Source organism: Microbacterium sp., from assembly GCF_047972865.1.
In the GTDB taxonomy this organism is placed as follows: Bacteria; Actinomycetota; Actinomycetes; order Actinomycetales; family Microbacteriaceae; genus Microbacterium.
On record NZ_JBKEAY010000256.1, the window covers coordinates 1 to 22,132 of the forward strand.

At 70.1% G+C, this 22,132-nt stretch carries 21 protein-coding genes and 1 tRNA gene; 10 read left to right on the forward strand and 12 right to left on the reverse strand.

Annotated elements, in window-relative coordinates:
* On the forward strand, positions 1–108 hold a 108-nt coding region (locus ACK5KK_RS15500; RefSeq protein ID WP_416891003.1), incomplete at its 5' end, for an Lsr2 dimerization domain-containing protein.
* Between the two features lie 123 nt (positions 109–231).
* Here the strand turns inward: ACK5KK_RS15500 and ACK5KK_RS15505 are convergent.
* Positions 232–306: transfer RNA gene (locus tag ACK5KK_RS15505), tRNA-Arg, on the reverse strand.
* A gap of 82 nt (positions 307–388) precedes the next feature.
* Here ACK5KK_RS15505 and ACK5KK_RS15510 point away from each other — a divergent pair.
* Positions 389–1,222: an endo alpha-1,4 polygalactosaminidase gene (locus tag ACK5KK_RS15510; protein WP_416890983.1), complete on the forward strand. Its 834-nt coding sequence runs from the start codon at positions 389–391 to the stop codon at positions 1,220–1,222.
* Between the two features lie 12 nt (positions 1,223–1,234).
* Here the strand turns inward: ACK5KK_RS15510 and ACK5KK_RS15515 are convergent, their stop codons facing one another.
* The 4 genes from ACK5KK_RS15515 to ACK5KK_RS15530 form a co-directional block, all read right to left on the reverse strand.
* Positions 1,235–4,756 carry an error-prone DNA polymerase gene (locus ACK5KK_RS15515; RefSeq protein ID WP_416890984.1) on the reverse strand — a complete coding sequence of 1,174 codons (3,522 nt, stop codon included), beginning with the start codon at positions 4,754–4,756 and terminating at the stop codon, positions 1,235–1,237.
* 12 nt (positions 4,757–4,768) lie between these two features.
* Complete coding sequence (locus ACK5KK_RS15520; RefSeq protein ID WP_416890985.1) at positions 4,769–6,301, reverse strand: DNA polymerase Y family protein; 1,533 nt, start codon at positions 6,299–6,301, stop codon at positions 4,769–4,771.
* On the reverse strand, positions 6,301–6,996 hold the full coding sequence (locus ACK5KK_RS15525; protein WP_416890986.1) for a hypothetical protein: 696 nt from the start codon (positions 6,994–6,996) through the stop codon (positions 6,301–6,303). The genes ACK5KK_RS15520 and ACK5KK_RS15525 overlap by 1 nt, the downstream gene beginning before the upstream one ends.
* A gap of 97 nt (positions 6,997–7,093) precedes the next feature.
* Complete coding sequence (locus ACK5KK_RS15530; RefSeq protein ID WP_416890987.1) at positions 7,094–8,266, reverse strand: ABC transporter permease; 1,173 nt, start codon at positions 8,264–8,266, stop codon at positions 7,094–7,096.
* 76 nt (positions 8,267–8,342) lie between these two features.
* Between ACK5KK_RS15530 and ACK5KK_RS15535 the strand changes: the two genes are divergently transcribed.
* Complete coding sequence (locus ACK5KK_RS15535) at positions 8,343–8,954, forward strand: TetR/AcrR family transcriptional regulator (protein ID WP_416890988.1); 612 nt, start codon at positions 8,343–8,345, stop codon at positions 8,952–8,954.
* On the opposite strand, the gene ACK5KK_RS15540 is transcribed toward ACK5KK_RS15535, so the two are convergent.
* From ACK5KK_RS15540 to ACK5KK_RS15550, 3 genes are all read right to left on the reverse strand, one after another.
* Positions 8,933–9,430: an HNH endonuclease gene (locus ACK5KK_RS15540; protein ID WP_416890989.1), complete on the reverse strand. Its 498-nt coding sequence runs from the start codon at positions 9,428–9,430 to the stop codon at positions 8,933–8,935. The two genes, ACK5KK_RS15535 and ACK5KK_RS15540, sit on opposite strands and share 22 nt — an antisense overlap.
* 307 nt (positions 9,431–9,737) lie before the next feature.
* Complete coding sequence (locus ACK5KK_RS15545) at positions 9,738–10,463, reverse strand: M23 family metallopeptidase (protein ID WP_416890990.1); 726 nt, start codon at positions 10,461–10,463, stop codon at positions 9,738–9,740.
* 386 nt (positions 10,464–10,849) lie between these two features.
* Positions 10,850–11,551 carry a metal-dependent transcriptional regulator gene (locus tag ACK5KK_RS15550; protein WP_416890991.1) on the reverse strand — a complete coding sequence of 234 codons (702 nt, stop codon included), beginning with the start codon at positions 11,549–11,551 and terminating at the stop codon, positions 10,850–10,852.
* A gap of 91 nt (positions 11,552–11,642) precedes the next feature.
* On the opposite strand from ACK5KK_RS15550, the gene serC reads away from it, so the two are divergent.
* On the forward strand, positions 11,643–12,761 hold the full coding sequence (serC, locus tag ACK5KK_RS15555; RefSeq protein WP_416890992.1) for a phosphoserine transaminase: 1,119 nt from the start codon (positions 11,643–11,645) through the stop codon (positions 12,759–12,761).
* A 1-nt stretch (position 12,762) separates the two neighbouring features.
* Here the strand turns inward: serC and ACK5KK_RS15560 are convergent, their stop codons facing one another.
* Both ACK5KK_RS15560 and ACK5KK_RS15565 read right to left on the reverse strand, forming a co-directional pair.
* Positions 12,763–13,476 carry a DUF3027 domain-containing protein gene (locus ACK5KK_RS15560; protein ID WP_416890993.1) on the reverse strand — a complete coding sequence of 238 codons (714 nt, stop codon included), beginning with the start codon at positions 13,474–13,476 and terminating at the stop codon, positions 12,763–12,765.
* Complete coding sequence (locus ACK5KK_RS15565; protein ID WP_416890994.1) at positions 13,469–13,852, reverse strand: cold-shock protein; 384 nt, start codon at positions 13,850–13,852, stop codon at positions 13,469–13,471. Before ACK5KK_RS15565 ends, ACK5KK_RS15560 begins: the two co-directional genes overlap by 8 nt.
* Positions 13,853–13,956: 104 nt before the next feature.
* Here ACK5KK_RS15565 and ACK5KK_RS15570 point away from each other — a divergent pair, with 104 nt between their 5' ends.
* Genes ACK5KK_RS15570 through ACK5KK_RS15580 form a run of 3 tightly spaced genes read left to right on the forward strand, consistent with a single transcriptional unit; the run spans position 13,957 to position 17,629 of the window.
* Positions 13,957–14,232, forward strand: a complete 276-nt coding sequence (locus ACK5KK_RS15570) for a multidrug ABC transporter ATPase (protein WP_416890995.1) — start codon at positions 13,957–13,959, stop codon at positions 14,230–14,232.
* A 2-nt stretch (positions 14,233–14,234) separates the two neighbouring features.
* Positions 14,235–15,968 (forward strand): helicase-associated domain-containing protein, encoded by a 1,734-nt coding sequence (locus ACK5KK_RS15575; protein ID WP_416890996.1) that lies wholly within the window; start codon positions 14,235–14,237, stop codon positions 15,966–15,968.
* Positions 15,969–15,988: 20 nt separating this feature from the next.
* Positions 15,989–17,629 carry a DNA repair helicase XPB gene (locus tag ACK5KK_RS15580; protein ID WP_416890997.1) on the forward strand — a complete coding sequence of 547 codons (1,641 nt, stop codon included), beginning with the start codon at positions 15,989–15,991 and terminating at the stop codon, positions 17,627–17,629.
* Here the strand turns inward: ACK5KK_RS15580 and ACK5KK_RS15585 are convergent.
* Complete coding sequence (locus tag ACK5KK_RS15585) at positions 17,626–18,621, reverse strand: CPBP family intramembrane glutamic endopeptidase (protein WP_416890998.1); 996 nt, start codon at positions 18,619–18,621, stop codon at positions 17,626–17,628. The genes ACK5KK_RS15580 and ACK5KK_RS15585 overlap by 4 nt on opposite strands.
* 66 nt (positions 18,622–18,687) lie before the next feature.
* Here ACK5KK_RS15585 and ACK5KK_RS15590 point away from each other — a divergent pair, with 66 nt between their 5' ends.
* The 3 genes from ACK5KK_RS15590 (at position 18,688) to ACK5KK_RS15600 (ending at position 21,566) form a co-directional block, all read left to right on the forward strand.
* The gene (locus ACK5KK_RS15590; RefSeq protein WP_416890999.1) at positions 18,688–19,374 is read left to right on the forward strand and encodes a response regulator transcription factor; all 687 of its coding nucleotides are present in this window, start codon (positions 18,688–18,690) and stop codon (positions 19,372–19,374) included.
* A 95-nt stretch (positions 19,375–19,469) separates the two neighbouring features.
* A complete protein-coding gene (locus ACK5KK_RS15595; RefSeq protein WP_416891000.1) occupies positions 19,470–21,098 on the forward strand; it encodes a sensor histidine kinase in 1,629 nt (542 codons plus the stop codon).
* Positions 21,099–21,278: 180 nt separating this feature from the next.
* Entirely contained in the window at positions 21,279–21,566 is a 288-nt protein-coding gene (locus tag ACK5KK_RS15600) for a WXG100 family type VII secretion target (protein ID WP_416891001.1), read from the forward strand.
* 69 nt (positions 21,567–21,635) lie between these two features.
* On the opposite strand, the gene ACK5KK_RS15605 is transcribed toward ACK5KK_RS15600, so the two are convergent.
* Positions 21,636–22,132: TCP-1/cpn60 chaperonin family protein (locus ACK5KK_RS15605; protein ID WP_416891002.1), on the reverse strand; the 497-nt coding region annotated here is incomplete at its 5' end.

Sequence of the window (22,132 nt, forward strand, 5' to 3'; positions counted from 1 at the left end):
CGCGACTACGGCCCGGTGCGCGAGTGGGCTGCGAAGAACGGGCACACGGTGTCCGAGCGCGGCCGAGTCCCCGCCGCGGTGCTGGCCGCCTACGACGCCGCCCACTGACGGCATCCGCCGGCTTCGCCCGCGCCCAGATTCGGAGATCGCCCGCAGATTCGGACCCACCTGCCCGGGATGCTCCGAATCCAGCGCACCCCTCCGAATCCACGACACCGGCGCGAGATGGTGTGGTGCCCCTGGAGGGACTCGAACCCCCAACCGTTTGCTTAGGACGCAACTGCTCTTCCATTGAGCTACAGAGGCAGGCACGTCGAGTCTACCGGGGAGCGGCGGCACCGCCGCGCGGACCGGGTTCGCGGCGGACGACGAGCGGTACGGTCGTGCCATGCGGATTCGGCGCGGCTGGGTAACGGGTGTGATCATGGGCGGCATGCTCGCGATCACCGCGTGCACCGCGCCACCGGGTGGTGCCGCGTCGCCCGATGGCTCCGGGCCGGCGCCGATCAGCCTCCCGCCGGCGGGGGCCGCCCTGGACTATCAGCTCTCCGACGCCTACACCCCCGCGGACGACGTCGGCATCGTCGTCCGGGACCGCACAGACCCGCCCGACCCGCAGCGCTACAGCATCTGCTACCTCAACGCCTTTCAAACCCAGCCGGGCGAACTCGACCGCTGGCCGGATCGGCTCGTGCTGCGCGGTGCGGACCGGGAGACGATCCGCGACCCGGACTGGCCGGACGAGGCGCTTGTGGACGTGCGCCAGACCGACGCGGTCGCGGGCATCGTGACCGCGTGGATCCGATCGTGCGCCGACGCGGGCTACGACGCCGTCGAGTTCGACAACCTCGACAGCTACACCCGCTCGGACGGGCTGGTCTCCCTCGACGACGCCACCGCGCTGGCAGTCGCGCTCGTCCGGGCCGCGCACGAAGCGGGCCTGGCCGCGGGGCAGAAGAACGTCGCCGAACACGCCGCCGACCTGCGCCGCACGGCCGGTTTCGACTTCGTGGTGGCCGAGGAGTGCGGGGCGTACGACGAGTGCAGCGCCTACACCGACGCGTACGGTGCGGCCGTCCTCGCCATCGAGTACACCGACAACCTCCCCCGGCCCTTTGCCGCGCTGTGTGCCGACCCGGCGCAACCGCCGACGACGACGCTGCGGGACCGCGACCTCACCACCCCCGACGACCCCGGCTACACCTTCGCGACCTGCTCGTGACGGGCGCGGCGCTCACCGGAAGTCACGGGATCGGTGCGGCACGCCGACGCGAAGATCGTCGAACCGGTCGGCCAGCAGATTCGTCACCCCTTCCGTCGAGCGCTCCAGGATGCCGCGGGCGATGAGCGCGGGACTGTCGCGCAATACCCGGCGATACCGTTGCCACACACCCTGCGAACAGATCACGTTGATCAGGCCGTGCTCGTCCTCGAGGTTGAGGAACGTGACCCCGGATGCCGTGGCCGGCCGCTGCCGGTGCGTGACCAGTCCCGCAACCTCCACCCGGCGCCCGGTCTCGTGGGTGCGCAACTCGGTCGATGTGAGCACCCCGCGGGCGTCCAGCCCCGATCGGTAGTGCGTGATCGGGTGGTCGTCGGTGGAGATGCCCGTCGCCCACAGGTCGGCGGCCAGCACGTCGTAACTGCTCTGGTCGGTGAACAGCGGCGGCTGCACCGCCACCAGCGAATGCGGCAGGAACTCGGCGCGGTCCTGCGCCGCCGACCCCGCCATCCACAGCGCCTCCCGGCGCGTCAGGCCGAGACACTCCAGTGCCCCCGCGGTGGCCAGCGCCTCTAGGTGCGCTGTCGTCGCACCGGTACGCCGCGCCAGGTCGCGCAGATCCCGGTAGGCACCGGCGGCTTCACGTTCGGTGACGATGGCCTTCGCCATCCGCTGCCCGATGCCCGTCACCGCCGCCAGCCCCAATCGCACGGCGAACACCCCGTCCCGCCGATGCGCCGCCGACTCGTCGGGCGCACCGGGATCGAACGGACCGGCCGGCGGTTGCCTGCGGTCGGCGCACGCGGGCATCCCTCCCGCGGACATCGCCCCGACAGGCTCTCCCGCGTCCCGCGCCACACGCGGCCCGCACAGTGGAGGAGAACCGCACTCGGGAGGACCAGCACACCCCGTACAGCCCTCCCCCGCGCCGATCCCCTCCCGAGCGCGCTCCGCCGCCGCCCCACCCTCCGGTTCCAGCGCGGCATCCACTCCCGAGGCGTGCAGATCCGGACGCAGCACCCGCACCCCGTGGCGGCGGGCATCGGCCACCAGCGTCGCGGGCGAGTAGAAGCCCATCGGTTGCGCCCGCAGCAGCCCCGCCAGGAACGCCGCCGGATAGTGCAGCTTGATCCAGCTCGACGCGTAGACCAGCAACGCGAACGACAGCGAATGCGACTCGGCGAAACCGAAGTTCGCGAACGCCTGGATCTTCGCGTAGATGTCGTCGGCCGCCTCGCCCACCAAACCGTTCCCGGCCATCCCCTCGTACAGTTTCTGCTTGAGCGACTCGATCCGTTCCACCCCCCGTTTGGAACCCATCGCACGGCGCAGCAGATCGGCGTCCTCACCGCTCAAGCCCCCCACGGCCATGCCCATCTGCATCAGCTGCTCCTGGAACACCGGGATGCCGAGGGTCCGCTCCAGCACCGGCTTGAGTTTCGGGTGCGGGTAGGTCACCTCCTCGCGCCCCAGCTTGCGGCGCACATACGGATGCACGGCACCGCCCTGGATGGGACCGGGACGGATCAGCGCGATCTCGATCACCAGCTCGTAGAACCTGCGTGGCTGCAGCCGCGGCAGCAACCCCATCTGCGCGCGCGATTCCACTTGGAACACCCCGATCGAGTCCGCCCGGCACAGCATGTCGTAGACCGCGGGATCTTCCTTCGGGAGCGTCGCCAGCTCCCACCTCTCCCCCGTCGCGCCCGCGATGAGGTCGAAACAGTACTGCAGTGCGGCCAGCATCCCGAGCCCCAGCAGATCGAACTTCACCAGTCCCATCCAGGCGGCATCGTCCTTGTCCCACTGAATGACGGTGCGCCCGTCCATGCGGGCGTGCTCGATCGGCACCACTTCGCCGACGGGACGGTCGGTGAGCACCATGCCGCCGGAATGGATGCCGAGATGCCGCGGCGCCTTGAGCAGTTCCGACGCGTACGCGATGACCCGATCCGGGATGTCGGTCCCCTCACCGAACGCGTCGCCCCACCGCTCCACCTGCTTCGACCACGCGTCCTGCTGGCCGGGCGAGTGCCCGAGCGCCTTCGCCATGTCGCGCACCGCGTTCTTCGGCCGGTACTGGATGACGTTCGCGACCTGCGCCGCTCGGTCCCGACCGTACGTGCGATACACCCACTGGATGATCTCCTCGCGGCGGTCCGAATCGAAGTCGACGTCGATGTCGGGTTCTTCGTCGCGCAGCGCCGACAGAAACCGCTCGAACGGCAGATCGTACGCGATCGAGTCGACCGCGGTGATGTCGAGCAGGTAGCAGACGGCGCTGTTGGCCGCCGACCCCCGCCCTTGACACAGGATGCCGCGGCGCCGAGCCTCGGCGACGATACCGTGCACGATGAGGAAGTAGCCCGGAAAGTCCTTCTGCTCGATGACCCCCAGTTCCTTGTCGATGCGCGCTCGGTCTGCGGCGGTGGCATCGGGGTACTTCCGGGGAACGGCCTGCCAGACCAGGTGGCGCAGCCAGCTCATCGGGGTGTGACCGTGCGGGACCGGGAGCTTCGGTAACGCCGGCTTGGCCCGGCGCAGCGGAAAGGCCAGGTCGTCGGCGACGGTGACGGTGCGGGCCACCGCCCCGGGGTAGCGGCGGAACCGATGCGTCATCTCCGCCCCCGACCGCAGATGGGCCCCAGCGTGCGCGGGCAGCCACCCGTCGAGTTCGTCGAGCGCCCGGTTCGCGCGCACCGCGGCGACCGCGGCCGCCAGGTGCACCCGCTCGGGCACGGCGTAGTGCACGTTGCCGCTGGCCAGCACCGGCAGCCCCCGGTCTGCGGCCAGGCCAGCCAGCACATCGTTGTGCCGAGATGCGAGCGGGTCGCCGTGATCGAAGAGCTCGACTTCGACGGCATCCGCACCGAACCTGGCGACCAGCCCGTCCAGCGCAGCGCCGGCCGCAGCGGCGCCCCCGGCGGCGAGTGCCCGGCGCACGGCGCCCTTGCGGCAGCCGGTGAGGATCGTCCAGGCACCCCCGGACTGCTCGGCCAACTCGTCCAGGTCGTAGCGCGGTCGTCCTTTCTCGGCGCCGGTCAGCTGCGCGTGGGTGATCGCCGCCGCCAGGCGGTGGTACCCCTCTTCGCCCCGGGCCAGCACCAGCAGGTGTGTCCCGGCCGGGTCGGGCTGGCCGTTCTGCGGTGCCGGCAGGTCGAGCGACAGCTCCGCGCCGAACACCGTCTTCACCCCCAGGCTCTCGGCGGCCTCGGCGAAACGCACGATGACGTAGAACCCGTCGTGGTCGGTGATCGCCAGGGCGTGCAGACCGATCCGTTCGGCCTCCTCGGCGAGTTCTTCCGGCGACGACGCTCCGTCGAGGAACGAGAAGGATGAGTGTGCGTGCAGTTCGGCATACGGCACTGCATCGACGGGCCGCACGGTCCCGGGGGGCACGTAGGCGCCGCGTTTACGCGACCAGGCCGGGCTGTCCCCGCCGTCGGCCCCGGCGGGCGGGCCGCCCGGGCGCCGCCGGTCGCTGAGCAGCCGTTCCATGTCGGCCCACGAGACCGACGGATTGTCGAACCCCATCAGCCCGCCCTCTCAGTCATACCGGGCCTCCGCGGACCAGGCCCCGTCTTCGCACACCAGCAGCCACGCGACCCCGGTCTCGTCCACGACCTGGAAACGATGGGCACGGCGGGCCCGCGCCGGGTCCCACCCTCGTTCGACCAGCGGCCACGGCCCCGCCCAGGTCCGGATGCGCTGCGGACGTCCAGCGACCACGACCGTCGCCGGCTCCGCAGTGATCTCCCCTCGTTCGTCGACGGCGACCATGTCTGCGTCGCTGTCGGTCACCGCGGCGGGGACGGGAGTGCTGTACACCGTCGCGGGCAACGGATCGGGCAGACGGCCCGGCCAGGGCCGGGCACGGTCGTGCAGCGTGGCGACACGATCCCCCCACGGCACCAAGGTCTGCCGTTCGTTCAGCCAGCGGCCTCCGCCGACCGTCGCCGTCACCACACCGCGGTGCCCGAGCATGGCCTGCACCCGTGACAGGGCATGATGCACCTTCTCTTCGGGGCCCGAACCGAACAGCGTCGCCGTGTGGTGGGATGCCGCATCTACCGCCTCCGGAACGATCCGCACCCGCTGGACGGCGCTGGACAGCCGCTGCTCGGCCAGTTGCCAGCGCACCCGGTCGATGACCCCTCCCGCGTCGAAGGCCCCCGGGTGGAGCCAGACCCGGTCGCTGCTTTCGCCGCGGTCCCCCGTGATCCGTACCCGCAGTTCGGTGCACACCAGGTCGAGGGCGCCCAGCCCGGCAATGAATTCCTCCGCGGTGATCCGCATCCCGAAGGCCACCTGTTCGGCCAGTTCCCGCGGTGGTTCGAACTCCACGACCCGGTCGAGCTCGGCGGGCGGCGTGCGCGGCGTGACCGGGCGGGAATCGAGTCCCGCCGCCAACGCGTGCAGGCGGGCGCCACGGGCGCCGAAGCGCTCCACCAGGCGCGCCGGATCGATCGCCGCGACCTGCCCGAGGCTGTGCAGCCCCAGTCGTGCGAACAGCGACGCGGTTTCGTCGTCGAGCACCGCCACGGACAGGGGCGCCAGGAATGCCGCCGCTGCCCCCTCGGGAACGATGCGGATCGGATCATCGCGCGTCGTCGTACTGCGCGCTGCCTGTTCGGCGGTGAACGGGCCGTCGGCGACCCCGATGCGCACGTCGGCGACACCGGAATCCTGCAACGCCCCGCTGAGCACGGTGGCGGCGGCCGCCTCGCCTCCGTAATAGCGGGCGGGCCCGCGTGCGCGTAGTGCGCACAACCCCGGCTCGATCTGCTGCACGCCGGGCGCCAGCTGTTCGAGTCGGGCGATCACCGGAGCGAAGACGCGCTGGTCACGCGCGGGTTCGGCGGCAACCACGACCAGCTGAGGACAGCGCGCTTGCGCGTCACGGCGACGCTGCCCCCGTGCCACCCCCTCTGCCCGCGCCGCTGCCGAACAGGCCGTGATCGCGCCGTCGCCGACCACCGCGATCGGCAGGTCGGGGTCGGGCGGATCGTCCCCGTCGCGGGTGAGGGCCACGACCGGCCAGTCGGGGACCCACGCGACGAGGCAGCGCACCGGGGACATCAGCCCACCGCCCGAATCGGCACGGGCATCGGCTGCTGCCCGGCTGACGGCGGACGCCCCACGACCGTTCCGTCGGCCGCGGGAAGGAGCAGACGGCTGCGCCGCGCCACCGGATATCGCCGGCTGCTGACGGTGACGGTGAGCTCTCGCTCGGTCAGCAGCCCGTGTCCGTGCCCGAGGCCTTCCCACCGGGCGTCGGCGACGTCGATCGTCGCCTCGCCCTGCGGCCACGGGCCCTGCACCAGCAGCACGGTGCCCCGGTCGCGCAACCGCGCCGCCAGCCGGGAGGCCTCACCGTGCGAGGCCCGCTGCGGTGGACGCACCGCGACCACCGGCAGGACATCGGCGATTGTGGCGGTCACGGCCAGCCACCGCTCGCCCGGGTCGGGGATCAACACCAGCCGCGACAGATCGACCCCGATCCTCTCGGCGGCCTCGACGCCGAACTCGGGCATCCCGACGACACCGCACCATGCCCCGGCTTGCGAGGGCTGGGCCAGGAGCGCGAACAGCAACGACATGGATGCCCCGAGCACATAGGCCGATCCGGTTCGCAACCCGCGTCCGGGCAACACCCCCTCCAGCGCGGGGTGGACCGGCAACACGGGTGCGTCCAGACGGCGGCCCTGCACCCGTTCCAGCTGGGCGCGCAGCCGCTGCACCTCGGCAGTCGTATTCTGCACGGTCGACCTCACGTCCACAGAATAGAACAGATGTTCTATTCATTCAATGTAGACTTCGAAGATATGGACGACCTCCGACATCGCCCCGGATCGGGCCGGAATCCGGCCGTCAGACCGCGCTCAGCGCCACGTTCGGCTCCGCCACCGGGCGTCGTCGCCCTGGCAGGTCGAGCACCGTCAGCACCAGGCCCGCGAGCGCCCAGACTCCCAGGACCAGCCACGGGAAGGTCATGTCGGCACCGGGGAAGTACGACAGGTCGCGCAGCAGCGTGCCGGCCGCCCCGGGCGGAAGCCACTGACCGATCGCCCCCCACGGGGCGACGACGAACTCCACCGGCACGGTCGCCGCCGAAATCGGATTGGCGAGCAACAGCATGAACACAGCGGCCACAGCGACGCCCGCACGCCCCCACAGGCCCGCCAGCCCCGTGATCGTCCCGGAGATCGCGGCGATGGCCAGAGCGATCGCCGCGGCGTTGAGCAGGTAGCTCCCCTGCAGCGCACCGTACATCCCCTGCAGGATGCCGGCGAGAACCAGCCCCGCCACCGGCGCATAGATCAGCACACCCACGACCCGTCGTGCGCCGCCTGCGACCGCCAGCGCGAGCACGATCCCGCCGATCATGCCGCCGATGACCATCGGGAACATCGCGGCGGTCAGCCCCGCCCCGCGGGGATCGGTGTCGGCCAGCGCGACGACGTCGGTCACCTGCACCGTCACGGTCGGAATCGTCACGGGAGCCGCCTCGGCGCCGCCGGGCGCGGGTGGGGCCTGCCCGTTCTGCACCGCCGTCACGGCCGCCTCGACGGCGGCCCGCATCGTCTCGGCGAACGCCTGCTGCATCGCGGCGAGGTTCTGTTCCACGGTCGCGCGGATCTGCGTATCGATCTGAGCCTGCTGCTGCTGCGCGATGCCCTGCAGCATCTGCGCGACGACCGGGCTGGCCGCCGATGCGGTGAGCACCTCGGGGGCGTCGCCCTGCGCCGCCGGAAGCACGATCGCCCCGTAGACCTCACGGCTCTCGATCGCCGTGACGGCGGTCGCGCGATCGTCGTACTCGGTGAGTTCGACCGCACCCTCGGACTCCTCGTCGATCGCGGTGGCGATCTGCTCGAGCTGCTCCGCCGAGGCGACCACCCCGATGGGAAGGTCCTTCGGGTCGGCGGTCACCGCCGGCCACGAGAAGGCCAGCAGCACAACGCCCACCAGAAGTGATACTCCGACGGCGATGATCGGCAGACGCTGCCACGGGGTGGGTCCCCCGTCGTGGGATGCGGCCATGATGACTCCTTTACAAAACGAATGCTCGTTCTTTATTGTGGGAGTACCGGGTACAGTCGTCAAGAGGAGCGTGAGGATGCCGAAGATCAGCGACGCGCGACGCGAGGAGCGTCGCGCCGAGATCCTCGAGGCGGCGCTGCGCTGCTTCACTCGCTCCGGGTACCAGCAGACCTCGATGGCCGACATCATCCGCGAGTCGGGCCTGTCCTCCGGCGCCATCTACCTCTACTTCGACAGCAAGACCGAGATCATCCGGTCGGTGGCCAGCGGCATCCTTGACGCCCGCCGGAGCGAGTTGCTGGCCGCCGGTGGCCACGCACCACTGTCCCCCGCCCGGATTGTCCGGCTCCTCGCCGAGGGAATGCGAGGATCCGTCCCGTTCTCGGCGGTGGTCCAGGCCTGGGGTCAGGCGGCGGTGGACGACGACCTGCGCGACAAGCTGAAGTCGGTCTTCGGCGATCTGCGCGAGACGGTGCGCGACGGGCTGGAGCGGTGGGCGACGACCCGACCCGACCACGCCTCACACGCCGCACAGTGGGCCGACCTGGCCACCCCCGTCGTCATCTCCATGCTCCCGGGATTCGTCTTACAATCGGCTCTTCTGGAGGATTTCGACCCCGACGAATTCCTCCGCGGCATCGACGAGGTCCTGCCGACAGGCGACGATCAGGCGGCGAGCGCCAGGTAGGGCTCCCACGCCGGATCGGTGCGGTCGGTACCCCGTACCGTCCACTGCGACCCGCGCGGTGCCCTCGGCACCCACCGCAGTTCCCACCCCATCTCCTGCGGGGTGCGATCACCCTTCACGTTGTTGCAGCGCAGGCAGCAGGCGACCAGGTTCTCCCACGTCTCGGCGCCCCCACGCGAGCGAGGGAGGACGTGGTCGATCGTCGTGGCGCCGGTGCCGCAGTAGGCGCATCGGTTCGCATCGCGACGGAGCACCCCGCGCCGTGTCACCGGCGCCCGCCGGCTGCCCGGCACCCGCACGTATCGGCTGAGCAGGATCACGGCGGGACGTTCGTACACGTCCTGCGTGCCCCACACCGGATTGCCCTCGACGTGCTCGATGACGGTGGCCTTGCGGTTCATCACGAGCACCAGGGCTCTTTTGAACGACACGACGGCTAGGGGCTCGTAGCCCGCGTTCAGCACCAGGGTACGCATGGGTTGTCCTCTCGAACGGCCGGTGACGGCTTCAGCGGTGTTCGGTTGCGACGACGTGCGGGAACGAGCGGTGCGCAGAGACGAAAAAAGGCACTGTCACACGGACAGCGCCTTGATTCCACGACCGACGACATGGCGGTCGTCTCCACGATGCCGAAGGACGTACCGACCTAACGCATTCACGGTTCGAATGCGGGGTATGACGTCCATCGGGCTCCCCTCTCACACTCACACGAGCATCGACCTCAGGCTAGTACAGCCCGGGCGAACGGGAGCCGAACGAAACGAGAACGATGGGCGTGTCGGATCAACCGAGGTTGGCGACCAACCAGTTCTCCGGCACCTGGTAGACCCCACCGACGACGATCTCGAGGTGCAGGTGGGTGCCGTAGGCGCGACCGGTGTCACCGACCTGCCCGATGAGTTGGCCCGCCGAGACGGTCTGGCCGACCGAGACGCGCCGCGACCCGTATGTCATGTGCGCGTACAGCGAGGTGACGCTCTGGCCGCCGATGTTGTGGGCGATCTTGACGTAGACACCCCACCCCGGACCAGCCTCACTGGAGGCGACCACGACACCGTCGGCGATCGCGTAGATCGGGGTACCACGGCCGACCATGTAGTCGGTGCCACGGTGGCCGGCATACGGCGTGCCGAAGTTGTTGAAGTGCGGCAAGGGGCGCACGACGTCGCCGGTCACCGCGATCGTCTGCGGCACGGAGGCGTTCGAAGAGCTCGTGTACGAGGTCGACGAACTCGCGGCGGCTGCCGCCAGCCGCGCGGCGAGGGCCGCCTTCGCGGCCTCCTCGTCCTTCTTCTTCTGGATCTCTTCGGGAGTGGTGGCGGCGTAGCCCTCACGCTCCAAAGCGACGGGCGTCGCCTCGGAGGCGACGACGAGCGACTGCGCGTTCTCGGCGGCGACCTGCTCGACGGTCAACGCCTCGGCGGCACCGCCGCGGGCAGCGGCGAACGCCGGGATCGCAACCGTCGCGACCAGACCGGCGACGGCGGTGACTGTGAGCAGGCTCCGCATCGGATGTGGCTTGTTGCTGCTGCGCGCCCGCCGAGGGGGTGTCTTGGCGGCGGCACGGCGCGCGAGGGAGCGTCGGGTCTGGGCAACCGGCGCCGCGGCGCCAACGGTCGTCGGATCGAGCTCGGGTGTCGCTGTCAACGTGGCGTTCGTATCGGCCAAACCATCCTCCGGGTGCCTCCGCGCCCCACGACGCCGACTCGTCAGAAAGCAGTTTCGGGCACTGGGTTATGCTTCGCACCGCACGAACGACGAGCCGATGAGACTATTCGCGCGGAGATCCGTCGGCGGGCTTCTCACCGGGTGGATTCTTCGAGAATACCGGAAGGTAACGAATAAGTCACATTCCGATCAGTGTTCCCAGGGCCCTTTGCGCGGATACACAGCCTTCATCGCCGCGGATCGGCCAGGAAGATGTGGGAGGCGACCTCGACCGGAAGCTCCAGCCCCTCGTCGTTGCCGGCCATCTGCACCAGCACATAGCCCTCACTGAACCGATAGTCCCCCTCGGCTCCCGGCACGACTCCGGCGCTGCGCAACTGCTCCAACAACTGCGGATCCACCTGCACGGGCTCGGCCAGCCGGCGCACCGTGCCCGACACCGTCCCGTCGGTCTCGTTCAGCAGCCGCACCAGACCCACGACGCCCTCGTCGAACGTCCGCGCGGGCGTGTCGCCGAGCTGGTCCAGCCCCGGGATCGGGTTGCCGTAGGGGGACTCGGTGGGGTGGGACAGCAGCTCGATCAGACGCCGTTCCACGAGCTCGCTCATGACGTGCTCCCAGCGACAGGCCTCCTCGTGCACGTACGCCCAGTCCAGACCGATGACGTCGCTGAGGAGCCGCTCGGCCAGCCGATGCTTGCGCATCACGTCGACCGCCTTCTGGCGTCCGGCGTCGGTGAGTTCCAGCCGCCGATCCTCGGAGACCACGACGAGGCCGTCGCGCTCCATCCGGCCGATCGTCTGCGACACCGTCGGGCCGGAATGGCCGAGCCTTTCGGAGATCCGCGCCCGCAACGGAGTGATGTCCTCCTCCTCGAGTTCGAGGATCGTACGCAGATACATCTCGGTGGTATCGATGAGATCGGTCATGGGCACCTCGGCGGCTGGAGCGATGAAAGGCCAGCCTATCCTCCCACCGAGACCACCCGGCCACGAGGGAGCATCCCCATAGAATCGGAGCATGCCTCACGTGACGCTCCCCCACGAGATCCTGCCCGTCGACGGACGATTCGGGTGCGGTCCGTCGAAAGTGCGTGACGCACAGGTCACCGCGCTGGCTACCGCCGGCGCCGCTCTCCTCGGCACTTCCCACCGGCAAGCCCCGGTCCGGGATCTGGTCGGGCGGGTGCGCGCCGGACTGGCCGACCTGCTCCGCCTCCCCGCCGGGTACGAGATCGTGATCGGCAACGGCGGTTCCACGGCGTTCTGGGATGCCGCCGCGTTCGGCCTCATCGAGCGCCGCGCCCAGAACCTCGTGTTCGGCGAGTTCGGTGGCAAGTTCGCCAAGGCCGCCGCCGCTCCCTGGCTCGACGCCCCCGACGTGCGGACCGCCGAGCCGGGCGGCAGCACGAAGGCGGAGCCGGTCGTCGGCGTCGATGTCTACGCGTGGCCGCACAACGAGACCTCCACCGGCGTGGCGACCGCGGTCTCCCGCGTCCACGGCGACGCCGGTGCCCTGACCGTCATCGACGCGACCAGTGCCGCCGGCGGCATCGACTTCGATGTCACCGAATGCGACGTCTACTACTTCGCGCCGCAGAAGAACCTCGGCTCCGACGGCGGGCTGTGGCTGGCCGCGATGTCCCCCGCCGCCATCGAGCGCATCGAGCGCATCGCCGCCTCCGACCGCTACATCCCCGAGTTCCTCAGCCTGAAGAACGCGGTGGACAACTCCCGGCTGAACCAGACGCTCAACACCCCCGCCGTCGCGACGCTCCACCTGCTGGAGACACAACTGGAGTGGATCAACGGCAACGGCGGCCTCGCGTGGGCCGGTGCGCGCACCGCGGAGTCGTCCGGCGCGCTCTACGAGTGGGCACGGGCCTCATCGTTTGCGACACCCTTCGTCGCCGACGCCTCCGACCGTTCGCCCGTCGTGGTGACCATCGACATCGACGACAGCGTGGACGCCGCGGCCGTGGCCGCCAGCCTGCGCGCGAACGGTGTGGTCGACACCGAGCCGTACCGCAAGCTCGGCCGCAATCAACTGCGCGTGGCGACGTTCGTCTCGATCGATCCGGATGACGTGCGCCGTCTGATCGAGTGCATCGACGTCACCGTTGCGGGGCTGCGCGGCTGATTCAGGCCGCGCCGTCCTGGGACGGCGGCTCTGCTCCCTCGACGGAGTCGTCAACGTCAGCGTCGGTAAGGTCCTCGTCGTCAGCGTCAGCGTCAGCATCGGCGTCAGCGTCCGCCCCGGCCTCATCCTCGGTGGCGGTATCGGCCGCATCGGGTTCCTGGTCGGGCGACGCGTCCTCGTCGAGCTCGTCGATGTCAACGCCGTCGACATCACCGGAGTGCAGGATCGGCGACCCGTCCGCGTCGAAGTCGCCATCGTCGAGGTCGTCGAGGTCATCCAGGTCATCGTCGACATCGGCTGCTGCGTCGTCGGCTGCCGCGTCGTCGGCGTCGTCCTCGGCATCGGCTTCCGATTGCGCAGCCTGATATTCGGCCAGCCGCACCGCCCACGGCACCCACTCCGGGGCCAGGAGCGCCGCATCGCCGGGTAGCAGTTCCACCTCCAGGACGGTCGGGTCAGCGTCGTCGACGACGGCGAGACTGACCGTCCAGTACCACCCCGGATAGCCGTGGAGGCGATTGCTGAACAGCAGCGAGACGACGCCGTCGCCCTCGTCGACGTGACCGGCGGGGGCACCGACGGTGTCACGCGGCGTGATCTCGTACACGGCGGCCAGCGCCAGGTCGTGCGCCGCGAGCAGCCGCGGGTCCGGGGCGACCGTGTCGATGACTGCGGCGGTGGCGACCGGGTCGGCGGCCATGTCGGTCTCAGGCATCGAGATCGTCGGCGACCTTGCGCAGGATCGCCGCCACCTTCTTGCCGTGCGCACCGCTCGGGTAGCGTCCGTGCCGCAGATCTCCGCCGATGCCGTCGAGGAGCTTGACGAGATCCTCCACGATCACCGCCATGTCGTCCGCTTTGGGCCGGTTGCGCTTGGCGGTCGCCGGAGGGGCATCTAGAACACGCACCGACAGCGCCTGCAGGCCGCGCCGGCCGTCGGCGACGCCGAACTCCAGTCGCGTGCCCGGTTTCACGCTCTCGGTTCCGGTAGGAAGCGCCGTGGCGTGCAGGAAGACGTCCTGGCCGTCGTCCGTGGCGATGAAGCCAAAACCTTTGTCCTGGTCGTAGAACCTGACCTTGCCGGTGGGCATCGCATACCTCGTTGGTGGGCCCGTGCGCGGGCATGATGAGAACGGGACCGGACCGCCCCGCAGTCCAGCCTACGGCACCTCCGCCACGCAGTAGGCTCGGGGGAATGAGCACCCGCAACTCCGGTAACGATCTGCCGGTCCGGCCGATCGACCGCATTCTCGCGTTCATGTCGCTGGGGCTGCTGGCCCTGGCGATCGTGTGCTTCTTCGCCATCATGATCGGGTCGGCCACCGGGATGGAACACGCCGACTTCGCCGGCGGGGTCTGGCCCGCCGTGAGCGCCACGGTCTACATCGCGCCGATCCTGGCGTTTCTCATGCTGATGACCGTGCTCATCTCGACCTTCGTGCGAAGGGCGCGAGCCAACCGGGGAGGCTAACGGTGTCGGCGTCGGACGTACGCGCGCTGGCGGACAGCCTCACCGCGCTCGACGACGAAACGCTGGCGGGGCTCTTTTTGGTGCGGCAGGTGCCGGCCGCCGCCGGCTGGGACGACCTCCTCGACGCCGCCGAGTCCCTCCTCGACCCAGCGTCACTGGACCTGGGTTACGCCGCACTCACCCGTGCCGACGCCGACGCCCTCACGGATGCCCTGACGCCGGCGCCCCGCGGCACCGTCCCCTCCGGCCCGCCTCGCGACGCGCTGCGCCGAGCGGGGCTGATCGGCGATGACGGGGTGCCGTTCGATGCGGTCCGCACCCACCGTCCCGTGGCGATCACGTCGGCGGGCGCGGCGAGTCCCGGAGCGCCGGCGACCGACGCCGAACTGGCCGAGCGGGCCTTCCACGCGGCAGCCTCACTCGCCGACATCATCGACGTCGCCACCCGCACTCCCCTGGCCCGCATCGGCACGGGTGCTCTCGGCGCCACGGACCGCAGGCGCCTGGTCGACATCGGTGCCGCCGACGATGCCGACGCCGCCGACGAACTCCTCGCCATCGCCGAGATCGCGGGGCTGATCGCACCCGATGCGCGGCGCTGGCTGGTCACCGAGGCATCCATCCCGTGGCTGCACGACGGCACGATCGAGCGCTGGGGGCACGTTGCCCGGCGCCTGGGCGACGCGCTACCGCGCGGCCTGGCCGAGGGAACCGGGTGGGTCGGCCTGGACACCTGGCCCGGCGCCTACCCGTTCGACCCGCAGTGGCCGCACCGGGCGGGCGAGCTGGCGGCCCTGTTCCGCCGCTGGGGCATGATCGGTGCGGACGGATTCCCGCCCGCCTGGGGGGCTGCCCTCGCCGCCGGCGGCGACGTGGACGCGGACGCCCTGCAGCGGCTGCTCCCGGGGGAAGTGGACAAGGTCTTCCTGCAGAACGATCTGACCGCCATCGCGCCCGGACCACTGCGACCGCATCTCGAACTGCGGCTGCGGTCCATGGCGCGGCGGGAGTCCCGGGCCCAGGCGTCGACCTACCGGTTCGGCGCCGACACGATCGGCCAGGCCCTCACCGGCGGCGAGACCGCCGCCTCGATCCGGGAGTTCTTGCAGGAGCTGTCATTGACGGGCCTGCCGCAGCCGCTCGCCTACGAGATCGACCGCACCGCCGACCGTCACGGTGCGGTGCGCGTCGGACCCGACGGCACCGGAGCGACGCGCATCTGCGGCGACGACGCGGCGCTGGTGAGCGCGCTCGCGGTCGATCAGTCGTTGCGCCCGCTCGCGCTGACCCGAACGGGGGATGCCCTCGTGACGCACACCCCGCCGGAATCCGTGTACTGGATGCTGGTCGATGCCCGCTACCCGGTGGTCGCCGTCGACGGTGACGGCCGCCCCCACCGGCTCGACCGGGTGACGGTGGTCCCGGAACCACCCACCCCCACCCCGATCTCCAAGTACGGTTCGCTGCTGGCCCGGTTGCGCAGCGCGCAGCCGCACGACACCGACGCGGCATGGCGGATGCGCGAACTCGAACGCGCGGCACGCACCCGGGAGACCCTCACGGTGACCGTCCGCTTCCCTGACGGCGCCGAGCGCGACGTCGCCGTCGAGGTGCTCGGCGTCGGCGGCGGCCGGCTGCGCGGACGGGATGCGAATTCCGATGTCGAACGGACACTCCCGATCTCGCACATCGTCTCGATCCGGCATCCGGAGGCCTCCGCACCGACGAACACCTGACGGCGATAGAATGATCCGTTATGGCTGACGGCCCCCTCATCGTCCAGAGCGACCGCACCGTCCTGCTGGAGGTCGCCCATCCGCAGGCGGAACAGGCGCGACACGAACTGGCGATCTTCGCCGAGTTGGAGCGCGCACCCGAACACATCCACACCTACCGCATCACGCGCCTGGGCCTGTGGAACGCGCGCGCGGCCGGTCACCGGGCCGACGAGATGCTCACGACGCTCGACCGGTGGTCGCGCTTCCCGGTGCCGGCGTCCGTCTCCGTCGACATCGCCGAGACCGTGGACCGGTACGGGCGCCTCACGATCGAACGCGACGCCGAGGGTGTCCTGATCCTGCGATCGGGCGACCCCGCCGTGCTCGCCCAAGTGTCGCGGAACAAGCGGGTCGCACCGCTGCTGATCGGCCATCCCTCCCCCGACACGTTCGTGGTGGATGCCTGGGCCCGCGGTCAGCTCAAACAGGAACTGCTCAAGATCGGCTGGCCCGCGGAAGACCGTGCCGGGTACACCCCCGGCACCCCGCACGAGATCGACCTCGCCGAGAACGGCTGGTCGCTGCGCCCGTACCAACGCGACGCCGTCGAGACCTTCACGGAGGGCGGCTCGGGCATCGTCGTCCTTCCCTGCGGCGCCGGGAAGACCCTCGTCGGCGCCGCGGCAATGGCCGAGACCAAGACCACCACGCTCATTCTCGTCACCAACACGGTGAGCGCCCGGCAGTGGCGCGCCGAGTTACTCTCGCGCAATTCGCTGCTTCCGGAGGAGATCGGCGAGTACTCCGGACACGCCAAGGAGGTCAAGCCGGTCACGATCGCGACCTACCAGATCCTCACGGCCAAACGGAAGGGACAGTACGCCCACCTCGCCCTGCTCGACGCGCTCGACTGGGGCCTGATCGTATACGACGAGGTGCATCTGCTTCCCGCACCGGTGTTCAAACTGACCGCCGACCTGCAGGCCCGGCGCCGCCTGGGGCTGACGGCCACCCTGGTCCGGGAGGACGGTCGGGAGGGCGACGTGTTCAGCCTCATCGGCCCGAAACGGTTCGATGCACCCTGGAAACAGATCGAAGCGCAGGGGTTCATCTCACCGGCCGCGTGCTACGAGGTGCGCATCGACCTGCCGGCATCCGACCGGCTCGAGTACGCCGCGGCGACGGACGCCGACCGGTACCGTCTGGCCGCGACCGCACCGGCCAAGATCGAGGTTGTGCGCGACCTCGTCGCCCAGCACCGCGGCGAACAGATCCTCGTGATCGGCCAATACCTGGACCAGATCGACGTGCTTTCCGACGCTCTCGAAGCCCCTCGGATCACCGGCGCGACACCGGTCGAGGAGCGGGAGGAGCTGTATCGCGCCTTCCGCACCGGGGAGGTGCCGGTGCTGGTGGTCTCCAAGGTCGCGAACTTCTCGATCGATCTGCCCGACGCCTCGGTGGCCATCCAGGTGTCCGGGTCGTTCGGCTCGCGTCAGGAGGAGGCCCAGCGCCTCGGGCGGCTGCTGCGCCCCAAGACCGGCGGTCAGACCGCGAGCTTCTACACGCTGATTGCGCGGGACACCGTCGACCAGGACTACGCGCAGAACCGGCAGCGGTTCCTGGCGGAGCAGGGATACAGCTACACCATCATGGACGCCGAGCAGGTGGCGGTTTAGCGACCGTCGCCGACGGCGGTCGAGCCGGGCGGCACCAGAACGAGCACCCGCGGCATCCGCTGCCGGGGGAACACCCACTCGATCAGCGCGACGTAGCCGCCGACCGCGGCGGTTGACAGCACCAGACCCACGACGGTGGTTCCCGAGGCGGGAACATCGGTGAGGCCGGACAGCCCCGTGGCGAACACGACGAGGTTGTTGACCACGTGCAGGCCGATCGCTGCTTCCAGCCCGCCGGTGCGCCACGACAGCCACGCTGCCGCGACCGCGAAGATCCCGACGCTGATCTGCCCCGGCAGGTCGTACAGGTGCCCCACCACGAACAACGGCACCGGCAGGAGGATCGCCCACAGCGGATGCCGCAGCCACCGCCCGATCAGCTGCATGAGGTAGCCGCGGAAAACGTACTCCTCGGCAGCGGCCTGGATCGGGACCAGGACGATCACCACCAGCAGCGACCAGCCCCACGCGGCCACCCCCGGGCCGGCCCCGCTCGAACCCGGCAGCAGCAGTGCCAGCCCCTCCACGACGGTGTAGACCGCGAGGGCAAGGAGTCCGCATCGCACCAGCCACCCCCACCGCAGCCGCCCGGCGGCCGAGGAGACCAGCCCGACCCGCGCGCCGTGCACGATGCGGGAGGCGAGCACATACGCCGGGAGCATGAGCGCGATCGAGCCGAGCACCATCGCCAGCATCACCGGGTCGGCGATGTCGATCCGTGGCGACTGCGCGAATCGCGTCAGCGCGGCAAGGATGCCGGGATCGGCGAGGGAGATCAGCGCGACGATCACGACGATGACCACCGCCAACCCGACGAACAACAGCACTCCGAGCACGCCGACCAGCAGAGGCGACCACCACGCGTGCCTCCGCCGCGCGAACACCAACCGGTGGAAGGCGAGTCCGGTGTGCGCGTCGGCCGGAAGCGACGCGACGCGCGGGGAACTGCCGGTCGCGGGCGGCTGGTGGGGAACTGCGGCGGCCGAGGTCATCCCTCTATCTTCACCCGCGCGGTCGATATCCAGCGAACAGATCGGTTCCGGTGCCAGGATGGGTCTATGACCGCACCGCGCATCCTCGTCGTTGACGATGAACCCAACATCCGGGACCTGCTGGTCACGAGCCTACGGTTCGCCGAGTATCAGGTCCGGGCCGTCGCCAACGGCGCCCAGACGATCTCGGCCGTGCTGGAGGAAGAACCAGACCTGATCATCCTCGACGTCATGCTGCCCGATATGAACGGTTTCAGTGTCACGAAGCGGCTGCGCAGCGCCGGCTACACCGCGCCGATCCTGTTCCTGACCGCGAAGGACGACACCGGCGACAAGATCGAGGGCCTCAACGCCGGCGGTGACGACTACGTCACCAAACCGTTCAGTCTCGACGAGATCGTCGCCCGCATCCAGGCCATCCTCCGGCGCACGATGCAGGCCGACGAGGAGTCGACGATCAAAGTGGGCGAGCTGGCAATGGATCAAGACACGCACGACGTGACCGTGGGCGACATCTCCATCGACCTGTCGCCCACGGAGTTCAAGCTGCTGCGCTATCTCATGCTGAACCCGAACCGGGTGCTCAGCAAAGCGCAGATCCTCGACCACGTGTGGGAGTACGACTTCAACGGCGACGCCGGCATCGTGGAGAGCTACATCTCGTACCTGAGGCGCAAGATCGACCCGCATTCGTCCGAACCGCTGATCCAGACCAAGCGTGGCTTCGGCTACATGCTCAAGGTCGGCAAGTAGCCTCATCGGCGGCTGCCCTGGACGGCGCAACGAAATCGACCGACACGGTCACCGCGTGGTGGCGCAGCATCAGCCTGCGTGGCAAGGTGACCGGAGTGACCGTCGCGGTCCTGACCATCGGTCTGCTGATCGCCGGTGTCGGCACGATGGTGTTCCTTCGCAACGCCCAGCTGTCGTCGATCGATGAGCAGCTGACGCAGCTGGCCCCCACCGATGTGACCAGTTCGCTCATGACGGTCACGGTGTTCGACGGTGTCCCGAGGTTCGTCCCCAATGTCAGCACCCCGGCGACCCAGTACTTCGTGGCCGTCTACGGCCCCACCGGCGACCTGCTCGCCACCGCCGGGGGCGGGCGTAGCGCGCGGCCGGACTTCCCCGATTCCTTCCCCCTCGATCGCACGCAGATCCGCGGGACGACGCCGTTCACGCTGAACGCCGAAGAGGGTGCCGCCACCTTCCACGCCAGCGTCGATTTCCTCGGTCCGATCGAAGGCGTCCGCGACAACTACACGCAGTTGGTCGCGTTGCCGCTGACGACGGTCACCCAGACGGTGACCAACTACGTCGGTATCTACACGATCCTCGCGATCTTCACGGTCATCGTCGGCGCGCTGTTGACCCGCTGGCTGGTGACCCTCGCGTTCCGGGGCCTCGGCCAGGTCGAGGAGACGGCCATGTCGATCGCGGCCGGCAACCTCAGTCAGCGCATGGGCGAGATCGCGCCGGGCACGGAGGTCGGCAAGCTCAAGATCGCGCTCAACGCGATGCTCGACCGGGTCGACCGCGCCCTGGCGCTGCGCGATGCGTCGGTGCTGCAGATGCGCCGCTTCATCGGCGACGCGAGTCACGAGTTGCGCACGCCGTTGGTGACGGTCCGAGGCTACGCGGAGCTGTACCGCATGGGCGCGATCACCAGCGAGGAACAGACCGCGCAGTCGATGGAGCGGATCGAGAAGGAGGCGATCCGGATGGGTGGCCTCGTGGAGGACCTGCTGTCGCTGGCACGGTTGGACGAGCGGCGCGACATGACGATCGAGCCGGTCGACCTCCGGCCGGTCGCCCGGGATGCCGCCCTCGATGCGCACGCGACCTCGCCGGACCGGGTCGTGACCTTCGTCGACACGACCGCCGACCTCGCTCACGCAGGCGAGACCGGCGACACGAGCGAGCCGGTGGCCGTCGAGCCGGCCCGGCGCCCGCCGGGCGGCCGTTTTCTCGCGCGGCGTCGCCGCGCGAGCCTCCCCGAGACACCGCCCCAGCCCACGCCGGCGCCCGCCCCGCGCACCGAGGACCGGGAGCCGGTGGTGCTCGGCGACGAGGACCGCATCCGCCAGGTGGTCGCGAACCTGCTCGGCAACGCACGCCGCTACACGCCGGAGGGGTCGCCGATCGAGCTGACGGTCGGCATCGACCCGACCATGGGCATGGGATGGATCGCGGTGATCGACCACGGCGAGGGCATTCCCGCACCGTTGCGCGACAAGGTGTTCCAGCGGTTCTGGCGCGCCGACACGTCCCGCGCACGGGAGACCGGCGGGTCGGGCCTGGGGCTATCGATCGTCGCTTCCGTGGTTGAGGCGCTGCACGGCGCCATCGAGGTCACCGAGACACCGGGCGGTGGTGCGACGTTCCGCGCCTCGTTCCCCCTCGCCCGCGCGCGTGACTCCGCCGAGCACCTGCTCATCCAGACCCAGCCGCTCCCGCGCCTGCAGCTGGACGACTAGGGGATTGTCCGCGTTCGTTGTACCTGGTTCCCCACGAGCGGACGGCGGGTGCCATCCACTCCTCCCCGATCGGCACGACGCGGCGGTTGTCCACCGACTCCGCTCCCGCGCGATTCCAGTCCGAGCGGGCCGGTTATCGTGGCGACCAGAACGATCCGATCCGATCCGAGGGAGCCCTTCATGGCCGTCTACTCCGTCGACAGCGATGCTGTCATGTCCGCCACCGCCGCAATCCGCGCCACCGGCGACCGCCTCCAATCCGAGACCGCCGCCATGCTCGGCCAGCTCACGCAACTGCAGGGCTCGTGGACCGGCACCGCGTCGGTCGCGTTCCAGGGCGTCGTGGACCGGTGGCGTGCCGCGCAACGCGATCTCGAAGCCGCACTCACCGACATCAGCACGGCGCTGGCCAGCACGGGGCAGCAGTACGCCCAGACCGAGCTGGCCGCGGCGGGCATGTTCCGCTGACACCACGTCGGACACACGCCGAAGGGCCCCAGCGAAACGCTGGGGCCCTTCGGGTGAGCGACGTCGGTCTTAGAAGTCCATGCCGCCGGTCGGGTCGGCCGGAGCCGCCGCAGCCTTCTCCGGCTTGTCGGCGACGACCGCCTCGGTGGTGAGGAACAGACCCGCGATCGACGCGGCGTTCTGCAGCGCCGAACGGGTGACCTTGGCCGGGTCGATGATGCCGGCGCCGAACATGTCGACGTACTCACCGGTGGCGGCGTTGAGACCCTCGCCCGCGGGGAGCGATGCCACCTTGTTGGCCACGACACCCGGCTCGAGACCCGCGTTCAGCGCGATCTGCTTCAGCGGCGCCTCGATGGCGACCTTGACGATGTTGGCACCGGTGGCCTCGTCACCCACGAGGTCCAGCGACGCGAAGGTCTTCTGGCCCGCCTGGATGAGCGCGACACCACCGCCGGGGACGATGCCCTCTTCGACGGCAGCCTTCGCGTTGCGGACGGCGTCCTCGATGCGGTGCTTGCGCTCCTTGAGCTCGACCTCGGTGGCCGCACCGGCCTTGATGACGG

Excerpts from the sequence above, each read along its gene's own strand:
- ACK5KK_RS15510 (WP_416890983.1), top strand. The coding sequence starts at position 389 with ATGCGGATTCGGCGCGGCTGGGTAACGGGTGTGATCATGGGCGGCATG.
- ACK5KK_RS15515 (WP_416890984.1), bottom strand. The coding sequence starts at position 4,756 with ATGGGGTTCGACAATCCGTCGGTCTCGTGGGCCGACATGGAACGGCTG.
- ACK5KK_RS15520 (WP_416890985.1), bottom strand. The coding sequence starts at position 6,301 with ATGTCCCCGGTGCGCTGCCTCGTCGCGTGGGTCCCCGACTGGCCGGTC.
- ACK5KK_RS15530 (WP_416890987.1), bottom strand. The coding sequence starts at position 8,266 with ATGGCCGCATCCCACGACGGGGGACCCACCCCGTGGCAGCGTCTGCCG.
- ACK5KK_RS15535 (WP_416890988.1), top strand. The coding sequence starts at position 8,343 with ATGCCGAAGATCAGCGACGCGCGACGCGAGGAGCGTCGCGCCGAGATC.
- ACK5KK_RS15540 (WP_416890989.1), bottom strand. The coding sequence starts at position 9,430 with ATGCGTACCCTGGTGCTGAACGCGGGCTACGAGCCCCTAGCCGTCGTG.
- ACK5KK_RS15545 (WP_416890990.1), bottom strand. The coding sequence starts at position 10,463 with ATGCGGAGCCTGCTCACAGTCACCGCCGTCGCCGGTCTGGTCGCGACG.
- ACK5KK_RS15550 (WP_416890991.1), bottom strand. The coding sequence starts at position 11,551 with ATGACCGATCTCATCGATACCACCGAGATGTATCTGCGTACGATCCTC.
- serC (WP_416890992.1), top strand. The coding sequence starts at position 11,643 with ATGCCTCACGTGACGCTCCCCCACGAGATCCTGCCCGTCGACGGACGA.
- ACK5KK_RS15560 (WP_416890993.1), bottom strand. The coding sequence starts at position 13,476 with ATGCCTGAGACCGACATGGCCGCCGACCCGGTCGCCACCGCCGCAGTC.
- ACK5KK_RS15565 (WP_416890994.1), bottom strand. The coding sequence starts at position 13,852 with ATGCCCACCGGCAAGGTCAGGTTCTACGACCAGGACAAAGGTTTTGGC.
- ACK5KK_RS15570 (WP_416890995.1), top strand. The coding sequence starts at position 13,957 with ATGAGCACCCGCAACTCCGGTAACGATCTGCCGGTCCGGCCGATCGAC.
- ACK5KK_RS15580 (WP_416890997.1), top strand. The coding sequence starts at position 15,989 with ATGGCTGACGGCCCCCTCATCGTCCAGAGCGACCGCACCGTCCTGCTG.
- ACK5KK_RS15585 (WP_416890998.1), bottom strand. The coding sequence starts at position 18,621 with ATGACCTCGGCCGCCGCAGTTCCCCACCAGCCGCCCGCGACCGGCAGT.
- ACK5KK_RS15590 (WP_416890999.1), top strand. The coding sequence starts at position 18,688 with ATGACCGCACCGCGCATCCTCGTCGTTGACGATGAACCCAACATCCGG.
- ACK5KK_RS15600 (WP_416891001.1), top strand. The coding sequence starts at position 21,279 with ATGGCCGTCTACTCCGTCGACAGCGATGCTGTCATGTCCGCCACCGCC.